This is a genomic window from Streptomyces sp. ST2-7A, from assembly GCF_021390475.1.
Classification (GTDB): Bacteria; Actinomycetota; Actinomycetes; order Streptomycetales; family Streptomycetaceae; genus Streptomyces.
The window spans coordinates 1-15,140 of the sequence record NZ_JAJUWS010000027.1 but is presented as its reverse complement, the minus strand read 5'-3'; the positions used below and the strand labels follow the sequence as shown (position 1 = coordinate 15,140).

Genomic DNA, 15,140 nt, shown 5'->3' with positions numbered 1-15,140 from the left:
ACTCAAAAAGCATATTCAGCGGCCCGAGTTGGGCCGTACGAAGAACTTACGGTCCCAACAAGGAGAGCAGGGAACCCAGATGGCGGAGCTCACGATCCGGCCGGATGAGATCCGGGACGCACTGGAGTCGTTCGTCCAGTCGTACACGCCGGACGCGGCCTCGCGGGAAGAGGTCGGAACGGTCAGCGTTGCCGGTGACGGCATCGCGAAGGTCGAGGGGCTGCCCTCGGCGATGGCGAACGAGCTGCTGACCTTCGAGGACGGCACGCTCGGTCTCGCCCTCAACCTTGAGGAGCGCGAGATCGGCGCGATCGTCCTCGGCGAGTTCAACGGCATCGAGGAGGGTCAGCCGGTGCGCCGCACCGGTGAGGTCCTCTCGGTGTCGGTCGGCGACGGCTACCTCGGTCGCGTCGTGGACCCGCTGGGCAACCCGGTCGACGGCCTCGGCGAGATCGCGACCGAGGGCCGCCGCGCCCTCGAACTGCAGGCCCCCGGCGTCATGGCCCGCAAGTCGGTCCACGAGCCGATGGAGACCGGCTACAAGGCCGTCGACACCATGACCCCGATCGGCCGCGGTCAGCGTCAGCTGATCATCGGCGACCGGCAGACCGGCAAGACCGCCCTCGCGGTCGACACGATCATCAACCAGCGCGACAACTGGCGCTCCGGTGACGTGAACAAGCAGGTGCGCTGCATCTACGTCGCCATCGGCCAGAAGGGCTCCACCATCGCCTCGGTGCGGGCCGCCCTGGAGGAGAACGGCGCGCTGGAGTACACGACGATCGTCGCCGCTCCCGCCTCCGACCCGGCCGGCTTCAAGTACCTGGCCCCCTACACCGGCTCGGCCATCGGTCAGCACTGGATGTACCAGGGCAAGCACGTCCTGATCATCTTCGACGACCTGTCCAAGCAGGCCGACGCCTACCGCGCCGTGTCCCTGCTGCTGCGCCGTCCGCCGGGCCGCGAGGCCTACCCGGGCGACGTCTTCTACCTGCACTCCCGCCTGCTGGAGCGCTGCGCCAAGCTCTCCGACGAGATGGGCGCCGGGTCCATGACCGGTCTGCCGATCGTCGAGACCAAGGCCAACGACGTCTCCGCGTTCATCCCGACCAACGTGATCTCGATCACCGACGGTCAGTGCTTCCTGGAGTCGGACCTGTTCAACTCGGGCGTCCGCCCGGCGCTGAACGTCGGTATCTCCGTCTCCCGGGTGGGTGGCTCCGCCCAGCACCCGGCGATGAAGCAGATCACCGGTTCGCTGCGGGTGGACCTCGCCCAGTACCGCGAGCTGGAGGCGTTCGCCGCCTTCGGTTCCGACCTGGACGCGGCCTCCAAGGCGGCGCTGGAGCGCGGCAAGCGGATGGTGGAGCTGCTCAAGCAGGAGCAGTACAACCCCTTCTCCACCGAGAACCAGGTCGTCTCCGTCTGGTCCGGCACCAACGGCCTGATGGACGACATCCCGGTCAACGAGATCCGCCGCTTCGAGCGCGAGCTGCTGGACTGGCTCGGCCGCGAGAAGAAGGACCTGATGACCTCCATCCGCGAGGGCGGGAAGATGTCCAAGGACACCGTCTCCGCCATCGGTGTCGCGGTGAACGACTTCAAGCAGCAGTTCGAGACCGCGGACGGCAAGCTTCTGGGCGAGGGCTGAGCATGGGAGCCCAGATCCGGGTCTACAAGCGGCGGATCAAATCCGTCACTGCGACCAAGAAGATCACCAAGGCGATGGAGATGATCGCCGCCTCGCGCATCATCAAGGCCCAGCGCAAGGTGGAGGCCTCCACCCCCTACGCCGACGAGCTGACCGCCGCCGTCACGGCGGTGGCGCAGACCTCCGAGGTGAAGCACGCGCTCACCACCGAGGTGGAGCGTCCGGTGCGTGTCGCGGTCCTGCTGATCACCAGCGACCGCGGCCTGGCCGGCGGCTACTCCAGCAACGCCATCAAGGCGGCCGACAGCCTCACGGCCCGGCTCGTCTCCGAGGGCAAGCAGGTCGACAGCTACATCGTCGGTCGCAAGGGCGTGGCCTACTACGCCTTCCGCGAGCGCACGGTGCAGCGGTCGTGGACCGGCTTCACCGACAGCCCGACCTACGCCGACGCCAAGGCCGTGGCCGAACCGCTGATCGCCTCGATCGAGAAGTCGACGGCGGACGGCGGGGTGGATGAACTGCACATCGTCTTCACCGAGTTCGTCTCGATGATGACGCAGACCCCGGTGGACCGGCGGATGCTGCCGCTGTCCTTCGAGCACACGGCGGAGGCTTCCGCCGAGGTGTTCGTCAAGGGCAACGAGGCGCGCCCGTTGTACGACTTCGAGCCGAGTGCCGAGCGGGTCCTGGACGCGCTCCTGCCGCGCTACGTGGAGAGCCGCGTCTACAACGCGCTCCTCCAGGCGGCGGCCTCCGAGCACGCCGCCCGACGGCGGGCCATGAAGTCGGCCACCGACAACGCGGAAGACCTCATCAAGTCGCTCACGCGGCTTGCCAACGCGGCCCGCCAGGCCGACATCACCCAGGAAATCAGCGAGATCGTCGGCGGTGCCAGCGCTCTGGCCGACGCGACCGCGGGGAGTGACAGGTAACTCATGACCACTACTGCTGAGACGACGGCGACGGGCCGCGTCGCGCGGGTCATCGGCCCGGTCGTCGACGTGGAGTTCCCCGTCGACGCGATGCCCGAGATCTACAACGCGCTCAAGGTCGATGTGATGGACCCGGCCGAGCCGGGCGCCACCAAGATCCTGACCCTCGAGGTGGCCCAGCACCTCGGCGAGGGCCTGGTCCGTTCCATCGCGATGGAGCCCACCGACGGTCTGGTCCGCCAGGCCCCGGTGACCAACACCGGTGAGGGCATCACCGTGCCGGTCGGCGACGTCACCAAGGGCCGGGTGTTCAACACCCTGGGGCGCATCCTCAACGAGCCCGAGGCCGAGTCGGAGGTCACCGAGCGCTGGCCGATCCACCGCAAGGCCCCCGACTTCGACCAGCTCGAGTCCAAGACCGAGATGTTCGAGACCGGCCTGAAGGTCGTCGACCTGCTGACCCCCTACGTCAAGGGCGGCAAGATCGGCCTCTTCGGCGGCGCGGGTGTGGGCAAGACGGTCCTCATCCAGGAAATGATCATGCGTGTGGCGAAGCTGCACGAGGGTGTGTCGGTCTTCGCGGGCGTGGGCGAGCGCACCCGTGAGGGCAACGACCTGATCGAGGAGATGGCGGACTCGGGCGTGCTCCCGCAGACCGCCCTCGTCTTCGGCCAGATGGACGAGCCGCCGGGGACCCGGCTGCGCGTCGCCCTGGCCGGTCTGACCATGGCGGAGTACTTCCGCGATGTGCAGAAGCAGGACGTGCTGTTCTTCATCGACAACATCTTCCGCTTCACCCAGGCCGGCTCCGAGGTCTCCACCCTGCTGGGCCGCATGCCCTCCGCGGTGGGCTACCAGCCGAACCTGGCGGACGAGATGGGTCAGCTCCAGGAGCGGATCACCTCGACCCGCGGTCACTCGATCACCTCCATGCAGGCGATCTACGTTCCCGCGGACGACCTGACCGACCCGGCGCCGGCGACCACCTTCGCCCACCTGGACGCCACCACGGTGCTCTCGCGGCCGATCTCGGAGAAGGGCATCTACCCGGCGGTGGACCCGCTGGACTCCACCTCCCGCATCCTGGACCCGCGCTTCATCACGCAGGAGCACTACGAGTGCGCCACCCGCGTCAAGGGGATCCTGCAGAAGTACAAGGACCTCCAGGACATCATCGCCATCCTCGGTATCGACGAGCTCGGTGAGGAGGACAAGCTCACCGTTCACCGCGCCCGTCGCATCGAGCGCTTCCTGTCGCAGAACACCCACGCGGCGAAGCAGTTCACCGGCATGGACGGCTCGGACGTCTCGCTGGACGAGTCGATCACGGCGTTCAACTCGATCGCCGACGGTGAGTACGACCACTTCCCCGAGCAGGCGTTCTTCATGTGCGGTGGCCTGGACGACCTCAAGGCCAAGGCCAAGGAGCTCGGCGTCTCCTGACGCCGGCCCCCGGGCGAGCGGGCGGGGGCGGACCGGACGGTCCGCCCCCGTTCCGCCCCGCCCCCCACCCCGTCCGGTCCCCGGACTCCTCACCAGAACACTCGGAAGGGGCCATCGTGGCCAAGTTGCAGGTGGAGCTGGTCGCCGCTGACCGCAGGGTCTGGTCCGGCGAGGCCTCCCTGGTCGTCGCCCGCACCGTCACCGGCGACATCGGCATCATGCCCAACCACCAGCCGGTGCTGTCGGTCCTGGAGACCGGGCCCGTCACCATCCGCACCACCGGCGAGACCGGTGAGGGCACGGTCGTCGCGGCGGTGCACGGAGGCTTCCTCTCCTACGCGGACGGTAGGCTGTCGCTGCTGGCGGAGATCGCGGAGCTCGCCGACGAGATCGATGTCGAACGAGCGGAGCGTGCCCTGGACCAGGCCAAGGCGGATGCCGACGCCTCGGCCGAGCGTCGGGCGCACATCCGATTGGCGGCCGTCGCGGCGGGCACGCGCTGAGACACCACGCCTCCCCGCCCGGCGCGTCGTCCACGGCGACCCGCCCGGGAGGGTGGGCGTGACACCGCCGGCGCGGGTCCGGCACGAGGCGAAACGACGATGCGGGGAGGTCGATCGGGATGGTCCTCGCTCTGATCGTGTGCGGTGCCGTCCTGGCGGCGGTGGCGCTCGGACTGGTGGGCTTCGGTGTCCGGCGCCGGGTCATCCAGCGCGCCGGGGGCACCTTCGACTGTTCCGGCCGGTGGACACCGCCGGTGGCGGGCCAGTCGTCCGGCAAGAACTGGGTGTACGGCGTCGCCCGCTACAACGGCGACCGCATCGAGTGGTTCCGCGTCTTCTCCTATCTGCCGAAACCACGTCTGTCGCTGGAGCGCGACCTCATCGAGGTACGCGAGCGGCGGCACCCACAGGGCGACGAGGAGTTGGCCCTGTTGCCCGGGGCCATGGTGCTGACCTGTCGGCACAATGGCTCCGACCTCGAACTGGGCATGAGCGAGGACGCCCTCACCGGCTTCCTCGCCTGGCTCGAAGCGGCCCCGCCGGGTCGTCGGGTGAATGTCGCCTGATCATCACCTCCCGGCCGGGGCCGTTCGCGTCCCCGGCCGAGGTGTTTCCCGAGGTGTTTCCCGGGGTGGTTCCCCGGGGGCGGATGGGCGTGGGCTTCCCGGTCGGCTCAGCGGGTCGGCGCGTCCGTCGGCAGCTCCCACCGGGGACCGTCCGGGCTCCCCGCCCACACCCACTGCCGGTGATCGGTGACCGTCATCCCGAACCGCGACTGATCCGGGCTCCCCGCCCGCTCCCACCGCTCCAGCGTCTCCTCGACGGCGTCCCACAGCCGCACCGGGCCCGTCTGCCGCACCCGGTACCCGCTTCCCGTGTCGGGCAGGAGGGTCGCGGACGAACCGGTCGTGTGATCCACCAGGTGTTCCACGAACGCTCCGCCCTCCGCCCGGATGCCGAGGAGACGGGCGGTCGGAACGGCCAGTTGGACCAGGAAGGCCGTGGTCCAGTCCTCCAGCACGGCCGGACCGTGGTCGGTGGCCCGCTCGGTGGCGTCCTCGCGGGTGGGCGGGTTCGGGAGGCCGCCGACAGCGGGGGCCCCGTGGCCCGCCGCGCCCATGAAGGAGACACAGCCGGGCAGGAACTCGCCTCTCGCCTCGCCCGCTCGTTCTCCCCGGGTCAGGCGGACCAGGCCGTAGGCGGGCAGCCGGCCGGAGAGCGGGACCAGCAGGGTGCCGCCGGGGCGCACCTGATCGAGCCAGGGCGGGGGGATGTGCCGCACCGAACAGGTGGCGATGAGACGGTCGTGGGGAGCGGTGCCCGGATGGCCCAGCAGGCCGTCACCGACCACCAGGGTCGGGTGCCGACCGAGGGTCGTCAGCGAGTCCCGTGCCGAGCGGGCGGCCCCGGCGTCGTACTCCACCGAGGTGATCGAGCCGTCCCCGCACCGCTCGCACAGCAGGGCGGTGGAATAGCCGGTGCCGGTGCCGATCTCCAGCACCCGGTCCCCGGTCCGGGCGCCGGACTCCTCCAACATCCGAACCACCAGGCCGGGCAGGGTGGAGGACGAGGCGGGGGTACCCGTCACCGGCCCCTCCACGTCCTGCGGGCGGCGGTCGCCGTCGAGGCGGGTCACCAGGGTGGTGTTGGAGTAGACGGTCTCCAACCGGGAGGTCGGCTCCTTCTCCCCGAGCTCCCCGGTCCGGGGGGTCCAGGTGGTGGGGCCGGGGCCGTCCGTCCGTTGGAAGAAGGTGGGGACGAAGAGGTGACGGGGGACCCGCAGAACGGCCTCCCGCCACTCCGGTGAGCGCAGATCCCCCCGCCGGTGCAACTCGTCCGCCAACTCCGCCCGCAGCCGTGCGGCGAGGTCGCCGCCGGGGTCGGTGTCGGGGGTGAGCGGTGGGGCGACGGTCGGGGAATGCCGCTCGGTCATGGGGAAACGCCCTTTTCCAGTGTGTCGGCGAGGGCGACGGCGATCTCCCTCGTGGTGGTGGGATCGACGAAGGCCCACTGGCCGTTCGGATTGCACTCGAGGAAGTGCCAGGTTCCGTCCCTGTCGATGGCGAAGTCGAAGGCTCCGAAAACGAGGCCGAAGGTCTTCAGGTAGAGCTCCGCGCTCCTCCGCACGGCGGCGGGCGCCTCGATGGGGGAGAAGGAGACGAGTGAATAGTCCATGCGCCAGTCGGGGTGCTCGCCGTCGAGGGTGATCCGGGTCGCGAAGAAGTCACCGCCCACCACCGCCACCCTCGCGTCGGCGACCTTGGGGACCTGCTTCTGGAACAGGTGGGGGCAGGCGCGAAGGGAGGGGTCGATCTCCTCGACCACCACGGGGCGAACCCAGATGGTGCGTAGCTCTCCGTTTTTCCGATAGTCGGTGTGACGGAGGGGTTTGTACACCACCGGATGATGTGCCCGGATGAAGTCCCTGGCGGCTTCCGGTTCGTTGGTGATCAGGGTGGGGGGCACGGTGAACCCGGAGGCGACGGCGGTGGACAGTTGGAGGGGTTTGTACTCCGCCGCCGCGTTGAGGTGGGGATGGTTCACGTGCAGGCAGCCGGGAAGCGCCATCAGGAGACCGCCCAGGCCGTGCCTGACCTGGGCGGCGGCGAACTCCCGTTGATGCCCGATCGGGTCATCGGTGGGGGAAGCGGGAACGGTGGGGGAAGGGCGGCGGTGGTACACCGCCCTGACCTCGCGCGGATCCACCCGGCGGGTGGGGGTCCGAAGAGTTCCCCGCCATCCGGTTCCGGCTCCCGCCCCGACCGTCATGGTCACCCCGTCGGGACGACCCGTGTCGAGGCGGACGACGGGAACCCCCCGCCGGTGCAGCTCCCCGATGACGTGGTCGGCCGTGGGGTCGTCCAACCGGGTGTTCACCAGCACGGGACGGGAGTCGATCAAGGCTGGTCCTGATCGTTTTCCTGGTCACTGCCCTGATCCAGGTTGTTGGGCCCCTGGCCGTCCCCACTGGTACGCGTTTTCGTTTCCTGGCCCGTACCGGTTCCGTGGGTTCCCATGTCGATGATCTTTCCGGTGGCGTCGTGGTACACGGTTGTCTGGGACTCGGGGTCGAGCATCACGGCTCTTCCGGTGACCCGGATGACAGCCGGATATGATTCCATACGGGTCAGCCCCCAGGGAAACACGGTCCCCTCCCTCATCGAAAACCCCTTCATGTTTCGAGGCGGTCTCCGGTGGAGGTTCCCGGCGTCGAATATGGTTCGATGCCGGGCTGTCCCCCGGTGATCTCCGCCTCGGTGATGGATGCTTTCCGATCGCATCCTTCCCGGCGGGGCGGCGAACTTCACCCGTCCGGGGAAACTCTGATATTCGTATGGCATATGTTGGGGTCCGGTGGGTGATTCACGTGGCGAAACGGGTTCACGCGAAGCGGGTGAAAGTTTTTCGGTGCGCCGGTCCGGGCCGTTCGTGATGGGTTCTGTCCGTGCGCCCCGTGGGCCGGTGGCGCCCCCGGGGCTCGGTCACCGAAGCCTCCCGGCGCGGCTGTGGTGGTCGAGTTCGGCCATGCGTGCGCGGATGGCCTCGGTCGTGTCCGGGCGCCGGAGGTGCTCGACCCGGGCTTCCCACTCACGGCCCCCGGCGACCGGCCGCAACCACGCCCCGCCGTTCCACATGTCCACCACCCGACCCGGAATGCGCTGCCGGGTGTCCACCACGAGCTCACCCTTTCCGGGAACGAATACGGTCGGGTCGGATGGGTGGTTCTCCACGATCTCCCCTTGTGATGATCCGATGGTTCGAACGGGATCGCTCTGCGGCGACCCCACCCCGTCATGGTGGTTTTCCGCCGTGATCACGCGGGAGATGACCGGTGTTGACTACGATGGAATTTCCGGTCAATCCACAGGGGTTCACCATGAGCGACTTCGCTCCCATCGCCCGCCGGGCCCTGCGGGACAGCGGATATTCCCTGCGCGCGGCGGCCAGGGAGTTGAACTACGACCCGGCGTACCTCTCCCGGGTGCTCAACGGAAAACAGCGGCCCTCCCCGCGATTGCTCGACGCCCTGGACGGTCTCGTGGGCGCGGACGGAGCGCTCCGGGCCGTGGGGATGGAGGAGGACGACGAGGCCCGGGTGGACGGGGTCCTGGCCCGCCCGGGAAGGGTGGACGGTCGAACGGTCGAGACGCTGGCCGGCGTGCTGACGGCGCAGCGACGGCTGGAGGACGCGATCGGCCCACGCCCCCTGATCCCCGCGGTGTGTGCGCAGTTGGAGCAGGTGGGGGAGTTGGCGAAGGAGTCGCGGGGTCCGCACCGGAAGGCCCTGCTGACCGTGGTGGCCGAGTGGCACCAGTACGCGGGCTGGCTGCACGCCGCGGTGTGGCGCGACGCCCGGGCGCTGGAGTTGTTGTCGGTGGCGGAGGAGTTGTCGGACGAGGCGGGGGAGTGCGCCGTCGCCGCCGTGGCGGTCAGCTTCCGGGGGTACGTGGCCCGCCAACGAGGCAACCACCGTGGTGTTCTCCGTGCCTCCCATGCCGCTCTCCACGCCCCCGGCGCCCACCCGACCCAGCGGGTTTTCGACACGCTCCAGGCGGCCGGGGGATACGCGGGGTTGGGGGAGAGGGGGGAGGCGCGGAGGCTTTTGGGGGAGGCGGCGGAGGCGTCCACCCGGGTATCGGATCCCCCGCCCATCGTCTATTGGTACAGCCCACAGTTCTTTCAGATGAACATCGGCATGGTCAGCCTCTCGCTCGACGACCATGCCGCAGCGGCCGATCTGCTGTCCGAGGGACTGCGGGGACTACCCGTCGAACAGCGAGGTGCGGAATGGACCACGGAGTACCGCGCCGCCCTCGCCCGCGCCGAGCGCGCCCGATGAGGAGCGACCCGTCCGACGGTCGGCGGGTCGGGGAAGGCTCACGGAGGGCCGCCGGGTGGTGTCGGGCGGGGTTTCTCCGGGAGAGGGAGCTGTCCCGGTTCCCGATCCGGTTCGGCCGGCTCGTCCGTCGTGGCGTCCTTCCAGGTGAAGGCCGACAGGCCGAGGGGTCTTTCGGCGTCGTCCGGCGTGCCGGTGTCCTTGTCGCGCCTGCGGCCGGCCAGATGGCCGCCGAGGGTGAAGACACCGAGGAACAGCCCGATCATGTACAGCAGGCACGCCACGAGCAGCGCGACCACCGGGAAGCTCCAGCCGACCACGGTGAAGGCGATGTGGATCGGGCCGAGGTACATGTTCCGATGGGTGCTCATCCGACGCCCCCGCCCAACGCGCCGTGCCCGAAGCAACCCCCGACCGTGCCTCTCCCGTGACCGGCCCCGGCGACGACCGCCCGCGCCACCGTCCCGTCCGAAACCCGGTGGACGACGGGACCGGGGCCGGTTACCTTCGCGCGGGTTCGAGGTTCCCCCGCCCGATGAGGTGAGTTCGATGACGGTCCGCCCCACGACGACCGGTGCCATCCGGTCGTCCCGCGCGAGCGGTGTGCTCGCCCCATCGACCACCCCACGGATCACAAGGGAACCCGATAGTGGATCTTCCACGCGTCTTCACCATCCGCGAGAGCGGACATCGCATCCACAACCCGCTCACCGATGACAAGCTCGCGGCTCTCGGGCGCGCGCTGAACCCCGAACCCGGCAGCCGCGTGCTCGACCTGGCGAGCGGGTCGGGCGAGATGCTCTGCACCCGGGCCCGCGACCACGGCGTCACCGGCACCGGCGTGGACATCAGCACGGAGTTCACCACCTCCGCCCGGGCCCGGGCGGCCGAACTCGGCGTCGCCGACCGGGTGGAGTTCGTCCACGGCGACGCCGCCGGCCACGTGTCCGACGAGCCGGTGGACATCGCCGCCTGTCTCGGGGCGACCTGGATCGGCGACGGGGCCGCCGGCACGATCGAGTTGTTGGACCGCAGCCCGCGTCCCGGCGGCGTGCTGCTGATCGGTGAGCCGTACTGGCTGCGCCGGCCGCCGAACCGTGCCCGCGTCGAGGCGTGTTGGGCCCGTGAGGAGAGCGACTTCCGGCTCCTGCCGGACCTGATCGGGCACTTCGCCGAACTCGGGTGGGACCTCGTCGAGATGATGCTCGCCGACCCCGACAGCCGGGATCGGTACAAGGCCGCCCAGTGGCTCACCATCCGCCGGTGGTTGGACCGGAACCCGGACGACGAACTCGCCCCCGAACTGCGGGCCGAGCTGTCCTCGGAGCCGATCCGCTACACCCGGTACGCGCGGGAACACCTCGGCTGGGGCGTCTTCGCCCTGATGCGCCGCTGACGGCCGCCTCGTCCGTCCCCGCCCCGGGATCGGACCGGGTGACCGGGCGACCGGGTGACCGGGCGAGGTTGTCGCCCGGTCATCCGGTGGTGGGCAACAGCGGGGGGCGAGGCGCGGAGTTCCTCGTTCGGACCCTTCTCCGGCGATGGGTAGGGAACGCCCGAGCGGGCGGAGGGTTAGCGACGGTTCTCGGTGGTCCCCGGGTCCGGTCGGTGGGGCGGCCCGGTGCCCCACCGACCGGGGGCTCTCACGCCGCGCGTGCCCGGACCTCCCCGGCCGCCGCCGGCCCGGCCAGTGCGCAGACGCGCCGGATGTCGGCGAGCGGCATCCCCAACCGACGGAGCCAGGCGATCAGGCGGGCCCGTTCCAACTGGTCGGGGGAGTAGTACCGGTAGCCGTTGGTCGGGTCCACGCGGGCGGGCGGCAGCAGGCCGAGGTCGTCGTACAGGCGCAGGGCCTTGGGGGAGAGGCGGCTCAGCCGCGCGAACGCCCTGATGATCAGCCCACCCGTCCCGGACACCCGACACCTCCTCCTCGTACCGGGCCCCTCGCCCGGCTCCACCGATGCTGGGGTTTGCCCCGAGGGGAGGGTCAACCCACCGCCGGGCGTGGGGAAAACCCGGTGCGCGACGGGTGGCCGGGGAAGGAGGATCCGGGGTGTGACGACTCGCGAACGCATGACCTCGATCCCGAAGACCGTTTCGATTCAGGGGAGTTCACTCCGTGAGTCCGCACATCGAGTACGACCACCACATCCGCGTCGATCGGCCGGAGCTCGTCCCGCGCGGGTACGAACCGGCCGATGAGCCGTCCTGGCTGCGCTGCCGGGTGCTCGCCTTTCCGACCACCGCCTACCACGACGACGTGCTCCAAGCGCGTCCCGTGACGCCGGCGCCCGGCTTCGGGCTGGTGGCCGTGGCACCGGCCGCCCGCACCGGCCGCGAGGAACGGGAGGAGCGGGAGGAGGTCGTCGGGATCCTCGACGTCTCCGTGGCCGGTGCCCTGGCGACCATCGACACCGTCGCCGTGCACCCGGACCACCGCCGACGCGGGATCGGGCGGCGGTTGCTCGCGGAGGCGCGGGCCCGGCTGCGGACCGCCGGGATCCCGGTGCTCGACGCCCGGGCCCGTGACGACCCCGACACCCTGGCCTGGTACCGGGCGCAGGGGTTCGTGGAGAGCGACCACTACCTGCACGTGTACGCGGATCACCGCGTCGATCCCGGTGAGCCGGACCGGGCCGTGGGCACTCCCGCCCCCGGTCTGCGACCGGTGACGGTGTTCGCCCACGCGGACCTCGAGCGGGAGGCGGAGCTGCGGCGGGGGTTCCGCCGGGTGCACGTCTGCCGGCGGTTCTCGATGGCGCCCTGAACGCGACTCGCCGGCGCGGGAGGAGGACGACACGACGCCGGCCCCCTCGGGGACGCGAGGAGGCCGGCGCCGGGGCCCGTGGGGCCGGTGCGGTCGGGGGACGGCGGGCGGACCGTCTCCCGACCGCGGTCGGGGTGTCCCGCCCCGGTCGACGGACCGGGCCGGGGAACCGGCCCCGCCCCGGGTCGCGCCGACCGGGGCGGGGTTGGAACCGGGCTGCCGGGGCCGGGCGGAGTCGCCGAACCCGGCAGCCCGGGGTTCTCAGCGGAGCCCGTTGCCGATGGCGGTGATCAGCTCACCGTTGGAGGTGTCGCCGCTCAGCTCCCAGAACATCGCGCCGCCCAGGCCCTGCTCCTTGGCGTAGTTCATCTTCCCGGCGATGGTCTGCGGGGTGTCGTAGCTCCACCAGTTGGTGCCGCAGTGGGCGTAGGCGGTGCCCGCGATGGTGCCGGTGGCGGGGCAGGTCTGCTTGAGGACCTTGTAGTCCTCGATGCCCTGCTCGTAGGTGCCGGGCGCCGGGCCGGTGGCCGTACCGCCGGGGGCGGCCCGCGTGACGCCGGTCCAGCCGCGACCGTAGAAGCCGATCCCCAGCGTCAGCTTCCGGGCCGGGACGCCCTGGGCCTTGAGCTTCTGGATCGCCTCGTGCGAGTTGAAGCCGGCCTGCGGGATGCCCTGGTAGGCGTTGAGCGGGGAGTGCGGGGCGGTCGGGCCCTGCGCCGCCCAGGCGCCGAAGAAGTCGTACGTCATGACGTGCAGGTAGTCGGCGTACTGCGAGCCGCCCGCGTAGTCGGCCGCGTCGATCTTGCCGCCACTGGAGGCGTCGGCGGTGATGGCGGCGGTGACCAGCTGGTCGCCGAACTCGGCGCGGAAGGCCTGCATCATCCGGCGGAAGGAGTCCCGGCCGCTGGTGTCACAGGTCAGACCACAGGCGTTGGGGTACTCCCAGTCCAGGTCGATGCCGTCGAAGACGCCTTCCCAGCGCGGGTCGTTGACCAGGTCGTAGCAGGACTTGGCGAACGCCTGCGGGTTCTGCATGGCCTGACCGAAGCCGCCGGACCAGGTCCAGCCGCCGAAGGACCAGACGACCTTGATGTGCGGGTGCATCTCCTTGAGCTTCTTCAGCTGGTTGAAGTTGCCGCGCAGGGGCTGGTCCCAGGTGTCGGCGACGCCGTCCACGCTCTCGGCCGCGGTGTACGCCTTGTCGTAGGCGGCGAAGGAGTCACCGATGGTGCAGCGGCCGTTCTGGACGTTGCCGAAGGCGTAGTTGATGTGGGTCAGCTTGGACGCCGAACCGGAGGAGACGATGTTCTTCACGTGGTAGTTGCGGCCGTAGATGCCCCACTCGGTGAAGTAACCGACGTTCACCAGGTCCCCGCCGGGGCCGGGCTGCTGCCCGCCGGTGGTGCGCACGGTCAGCGGCTGGCTCGCCGGGCCGGTGCCGCCGGGGCCCTTGGCCCGCACCGTGAAGGTGTAGGAGGTGTTGGCGCTCAGGCCGCTGCTGACGTGGTTACGGGCCGTGGTGGTGGCGACGACGGAGCCGTTGCGCGACACCTCGTACTCGGTGACGTCACCGGAGGCCGGGGCCCAGCTGATGGCGATGGAGGTGTTGGTGACGGCGCCCGGCACGAGGGCTCCGGGAGCTCCGGGGGCGCCCGGCTGTCCGCCGTTGCCGCCGTCGCAGGAGGCGCCGTTGATCCGACAGTTGGTGGGGGTGCCGTTACCGCTGCCGGAGAAGCCGACGGTGGTGGACTGTCCGGGGGTCAGGGTGCCGTTCCAACTGTCGTTGGTGACGGTGTAGGTGTTGCCGCTCCGGGTCAGGACGCCGTTCCACAGCGCTCCGACGCCGGTCCCGGAGGGGAAGTCCCAGGACAGCGTCCAGCCGTTGACGGTGGAGGTCCCGGTGTTGGTGACGGTCCACTGGCCGCCGAACCCGGTGTCCCACTCGGAGGTCTTGGTGAAGGCGGCCGAGGCGCCGGCGGCCTGTGCGGGGGCGGCCATCGCCACCATGAGGCCGAGCGGCACCGCGAGAGCGGTGAGCAGGGCGACGAGCCGACGGGTGAGGGGGTTTCTTCGAGTGGTGCCGTTCCGTGCCGAAGTCCTTGTTCGCAAGGGAACTCCCGGGGATGGGGGTCGGACAGATCTGGGGGAATCCGCGCCGCCCGCGAGCACGCCGATCCATCACGGTCCATGACCGTTCACAACTGTTCTGGACGGGGTTGTGACGGATCGTGGATTGTCATGGTGCGCTCACCGCAGATGACCCGAGAGTAGAGAGGTCTGGACCACAGGTCAATAGGTCTGTACCAAAGAGCGAAGGAAAGGTGTCGGTACGGGAGTTGCCCTGTTCAGCCCCGCCCCGACGGGCGCCCGAGATGTCCCACCGGGGCCACCGGCACTCCCTTCTCCGGGCAGACCCAGTGCGGGTCCGGGCCCAGTTCCGGCCGCACCTCCAGCGGATGCGGGGCGTGTTCCCCCGGCTCCCCGGACACGCACAGCGGGCACGCCGGCCACCGGCCGTCCGAGTCCAGCACCGCGTCCTGCACGTCCTGCGCCAGCAACCCGGCCACGAACGGCGCGCCCTGCGGCCACTGCTCCACCCACCACCGCCGGTGCCGCATCGCCTCGTCCAGCCGGGAGACCACGTCGGGGCGGTCCAGCGCGTCCGAGGCCAGGTCGGCCAGGACCAGGGCGCGCGCCGCCCACAGGGCCCGCTCCGCCGGGTCGGGGTCGGTGCCGTCCCCGGCGCGGTGTCCGCCGTGCTGCTCGTCGGGCCCGTCGTGCTCGTGGTGCGAGTCGTCCATGCACGCCAGCATCCCCCGCCTCCGGGGGACGGGCACACGCGGGCCCGGGGGCGCCTCCGGTCGGACCGGACGGCGCCCCCGGGCACGGGGTGCGGAGAGGGGACGCGGTTACCGCAGGCCCTCGTGGATGGCGGTGATCAACTCACCGTCGGAGGTGTCGCCGGTCAGCTCCCAGAAGAAGGCGCCGCCCAGGCCCTGCTCCTTGG

Annotated in this window: 15 protein-coding genes and 1 pseudogene; 8 read left to right on the top strand and 8 right to left on the bottom strand. The window is 70.5% G+C overall.

Annotation, left to right across the window (positions count from 1 at the left end):
• Nucleotides 1–79 precede the first annotated feature (79 nt).
• The 5 genes from atpA to LZF96_RS16920 all read left to right on the top strand — a co-directional run bounded on the left by atpA (nucleotide 80) and on the right by LZF96_RS16920 (nucleotide 5,095).
• Entirely contained in the window at nucleotides 80–1,651 is a 1,572-nt protein-coding gene (gene atpA, locus LZF96_RS16940; protein WP_233872783.1) for a F0F1 ATP synthase subunit alpha, read from the top strand.
• Between the two features lie 2 nt (nucleotides 1,652–1,653).
• Complete coding sequence (locus tag LZF96_RS16935) at nucleotides 1,654–2,583, top strand: F0F1 ATP synthase subunit gamma (protein ID WP_233872780.1); 930 nt, start codon at nucleotides 1,654–1,656, stop codon at nucleotides 2,581–2,583.
• A 3-nt stretch (nucleotides 2,584–2,586) separates the two neighbouring features.
• On the top strand, nucleotides 2,587–4,026 hold the full coding sequence (gene atpD, locus LZF96_RS16930; protein WP_233872777.1) for a F0F1 ATP synthase subunit beta: 1,440 nt from the start codon (nucleotides 2,587–2,589) through the stop codon (nucleotides 4,024–4,026).
• A 116-nt stretch (nucleotides 4,027–4,142) separates the two neighbouring features.
• On the top strand, nucleotides 4,143–4,529 hold the full coding sequence (locus LZF96_RS16925; RefSeq protein ID WP_233872774.1) for a F0F1 ATP synthase subunit epsilon: 387 nt from the start codon (nucleotides 4,143–4,145) through the stop codon (nucleotides 4,527–4,529).
• A 119-nt stretch (nucleotides 4,530–4,648) separates the two neighbouring features.
• Nucleotides 4,649–5,095, top strand: coding sequence for a DUF2550 domain-containing protein (locus LZF96_RS16920; protein ID WP_233872771.1), 447 nt, complete (start codon nucleotides 4,649–4,651; stop codon nucleotides 5,093–5,095).
• Between the two features lie 107 nt (nucleotides 5,096–5,202).
• Here LZF96_RS16920 and tgmC read toward each other — a convergent pair whose 3' ends face one another.
• The 4 genes from tgmC to LZF96_RS16900 all read right to left on the bottom strand — a co-directional run bounded on the left by tgmC (nucleotide 5,203) and on the right by LZF96_RS16900 (nucleotide 8,260).
• On the bottom strand, nucleotides 5,203–6,462 hold the full coding sequence (tgmC, locus tag LZF96_RS16915) for an ATP-grasp peptide maturase system methyltransferase (protein ID WP_233872768.1): 1,260 nt from the start codon (nucleotides 6,460–6,462) through the stop codon (nucleotides 5,203–5,205).
• Nucleotides 6,459–7,430: an ATP-grasp ribosomal peptide maturase gene (tgmB, locus tag LZF96_RS16910; RefSeq protein WP_233872765.1), complete on the bottom strand. Its 972-nt coding sequence runs from the start codon at nucleotides 7,428–7,430 to the stop codon at nucleotides 6,459–6,461. Before tgmB ends, tgmC begins: the two co-directional genes overlap by 4 nt.
• A complete protein-coding gene (gene tgmA / locus LZF96_RS16905; RefSeq protein WP_233872938.1) occupies nucleotides 7,427–7,651 on the bottom strand; it encodes a putative ATP-grasp-modified RiPP in 225 nt (74 codons plus the stop codon). The genes tgmB and tgmA overlap by 4 nt, the downstream gene beginning before the upstream one ends.
• Nucleotides 7,652–8,011: 360 nt before the next feature.
• Complete coding sequence (locus LZF96_RS16900) at nucleotides 8,012–8,260, bottom strand: hypothetical protein (protein WP_233872762.1); 249 nt, start codon at nucleotides 8,258–8,260, stop codon at nucleotides 8,012–8,014.
• A gap of 146 nt (nucleotides 8,261–8,406) precedes the next feature.
• On the opposite strand from LZF96_RS16900, the gene LZF96_RS26625 reads away from it, so the two are divergent.
• Nucleotides 8,407–9,369, top strand: a complete 963-nt coding sequence (locus LZF96_RS26625; RefSeq protein WP_267941013.1) for a helix-turn-helix transcriptional regulator — start codon at nucleotides 8,407–8,409, stop codon at nucleotides 9,367–9,369.
• A gap of 38 nt (nucleotides 9,370–9,407) precedes the next feature.
• Here LZF96_RS26625 and LZF96_RS16890 read toward each other — a convergent pair whose 3' ends face one another.
• Nucleotides 9,408–9,737, bottom strand: coding sequence for a hypothetical protein (locus tag LZF96_RS16890; protein WP_233872759.1), 330 nt, complete (start codon nucleotides 9,735–9,737; stop codon nucleotides 9,408–9,410).
• A gap of 278 nt (nucleotides 9,738–10,015) precedes the next feature.
• Between LZF96_RS16890 and LZF96_RS16885 the strand changes: the two genes are divergently transcribed.
• The gene (locus LZF96_RS16885) at nucleotides 10,016–10,762 is read left to right on the top strand and encodes a methyltransferase domain-containing protein (protein ID WP_233872756.1); all 747 of its coding nucleotides are present in this window, start codon (nucleotides 10,016–10,018) and stop codon (nucleotides 10,760–10,762) included.
• Nucleotides 10,763–11,021: 259 nt separating this feature from the next.
• Here LZF96_RS16885 and LZF96_RS16880 read toward each other — a convergent pair.
• Nucleotides 11,022–11,264: pseudogene (locus LZF96_RS16880) on the bottom strand (helix-turn-helix domain-containing protein); the annotation flags it as partial.
• Between the two features lie 221 nt (nucleotides 11,265–11,485).
• Between LZF96_RS16880 and LZF96_RS16875 the strand changes: the two are divergent.
• Complete coding sequence (locus tag LZF96_RS16875) at nucleotides 11,486–12,133, top strand: GNAT family N-acetyltransferase (protein ID WP_233872753.1); 648 nt, start codon at nucleotides 11,486–11,488, stop codon at nucleotides 12,131–12,133.
• 261 nt (nucleotides 12,134–12,394) lie between these two features.
• Here the strand turns inward: LZF96_RS16875 and LZF96_RS16870 are convergent, their stop codons facing one another.
• Both LZF96_RS16870 and LZF96_RS16865 read right to left on the bottom strand, forming a co-directional pair.
• A complete protein-coding gene (locus LZF96_RS16870) occupies nucleotides 12,395–14,242 on the bottom strand; it encodes a glycoside hydrolase family 18 chitinase (protein ID WP_233872750.1) in 1,848 nt (615 codons plus the stop codon).
• Nucleotides 14,243–14,478: 236 nt separating this feature from the next.
• Nucleotides 14,479–14,934 (bottom strand): hypothetical protein, encoded by a 456-nt coding sequence (locus LZF96_RS16865; RefSeq protein ID WP_233872747.1) that lies wholly within the window; start codon nucleotides 14,932–14,934, stop codon nucleotides 14,479–14,481.
• Nucleotides 14,935–15,140: the final 206 nt, after the last annotated feature.

Coding starts and splice junctions, on each gene's coding strand:
- atpA (WP_233872783.1), top strand. CDS start 80: ATGGCGGAGCTCACGATCCGGCCGGATGAGATCCGGGACGCACTGGAG.
- LZF96_RS16935 (WP_233872780.1), top strand. CDS start 1,654: ATGGGAGCCCAGATCCGGGTCTACAAGCGGCGGATCAAATCCGTCACT.
- atpD (WP_233872777.1), top strand. CDS start 2,587: ATGACCACTACTGCTGAGACGACGGCGACGGGCCGCGTCGCGCGGGTC.
- LZF96_RS16920 (WP_233872771.1), top strand. CDS start 4,649: ATGGTCCTCGCTCTGATCGTGTGCGGTGCCGTCCTGGCGGCGGTGGCG.
- tgmC (WP_233872768.1), bottom strand. CDS start 6,462: ATGACCGAGCGGCATTCCCCGACCGTCGCCCCACCGCTCACCCCCGAC.
- tgmA (WP_233872938.1), bottom strand. CDS start 7,651: ATGGAATCATATCCGGCTGTCATCCGGGTCACCGGAAGAGCCGTGATG.
- LZF96_RS26625 (WP_267941013.1), top strand. CDS start 8,407: ATGAGCGACTTCGCTCCCATCGCCCGCCGGGCCCTGCGGGACAGCGGA.
- LZF96_RS16890 (WP_233872759.1), bottom strand. CDS start 9,737: ATGAGCACCCATCGGAACATGTACCTCGGCCCGATCCACATCGCCTTC.
- LZF96_RS16865 (WP_233872747.1), bottom strand. CDS start 14,934: ATGGACGACTCGCACCACGAGCACGACGGGCCCGACGAGCAGCACGGC.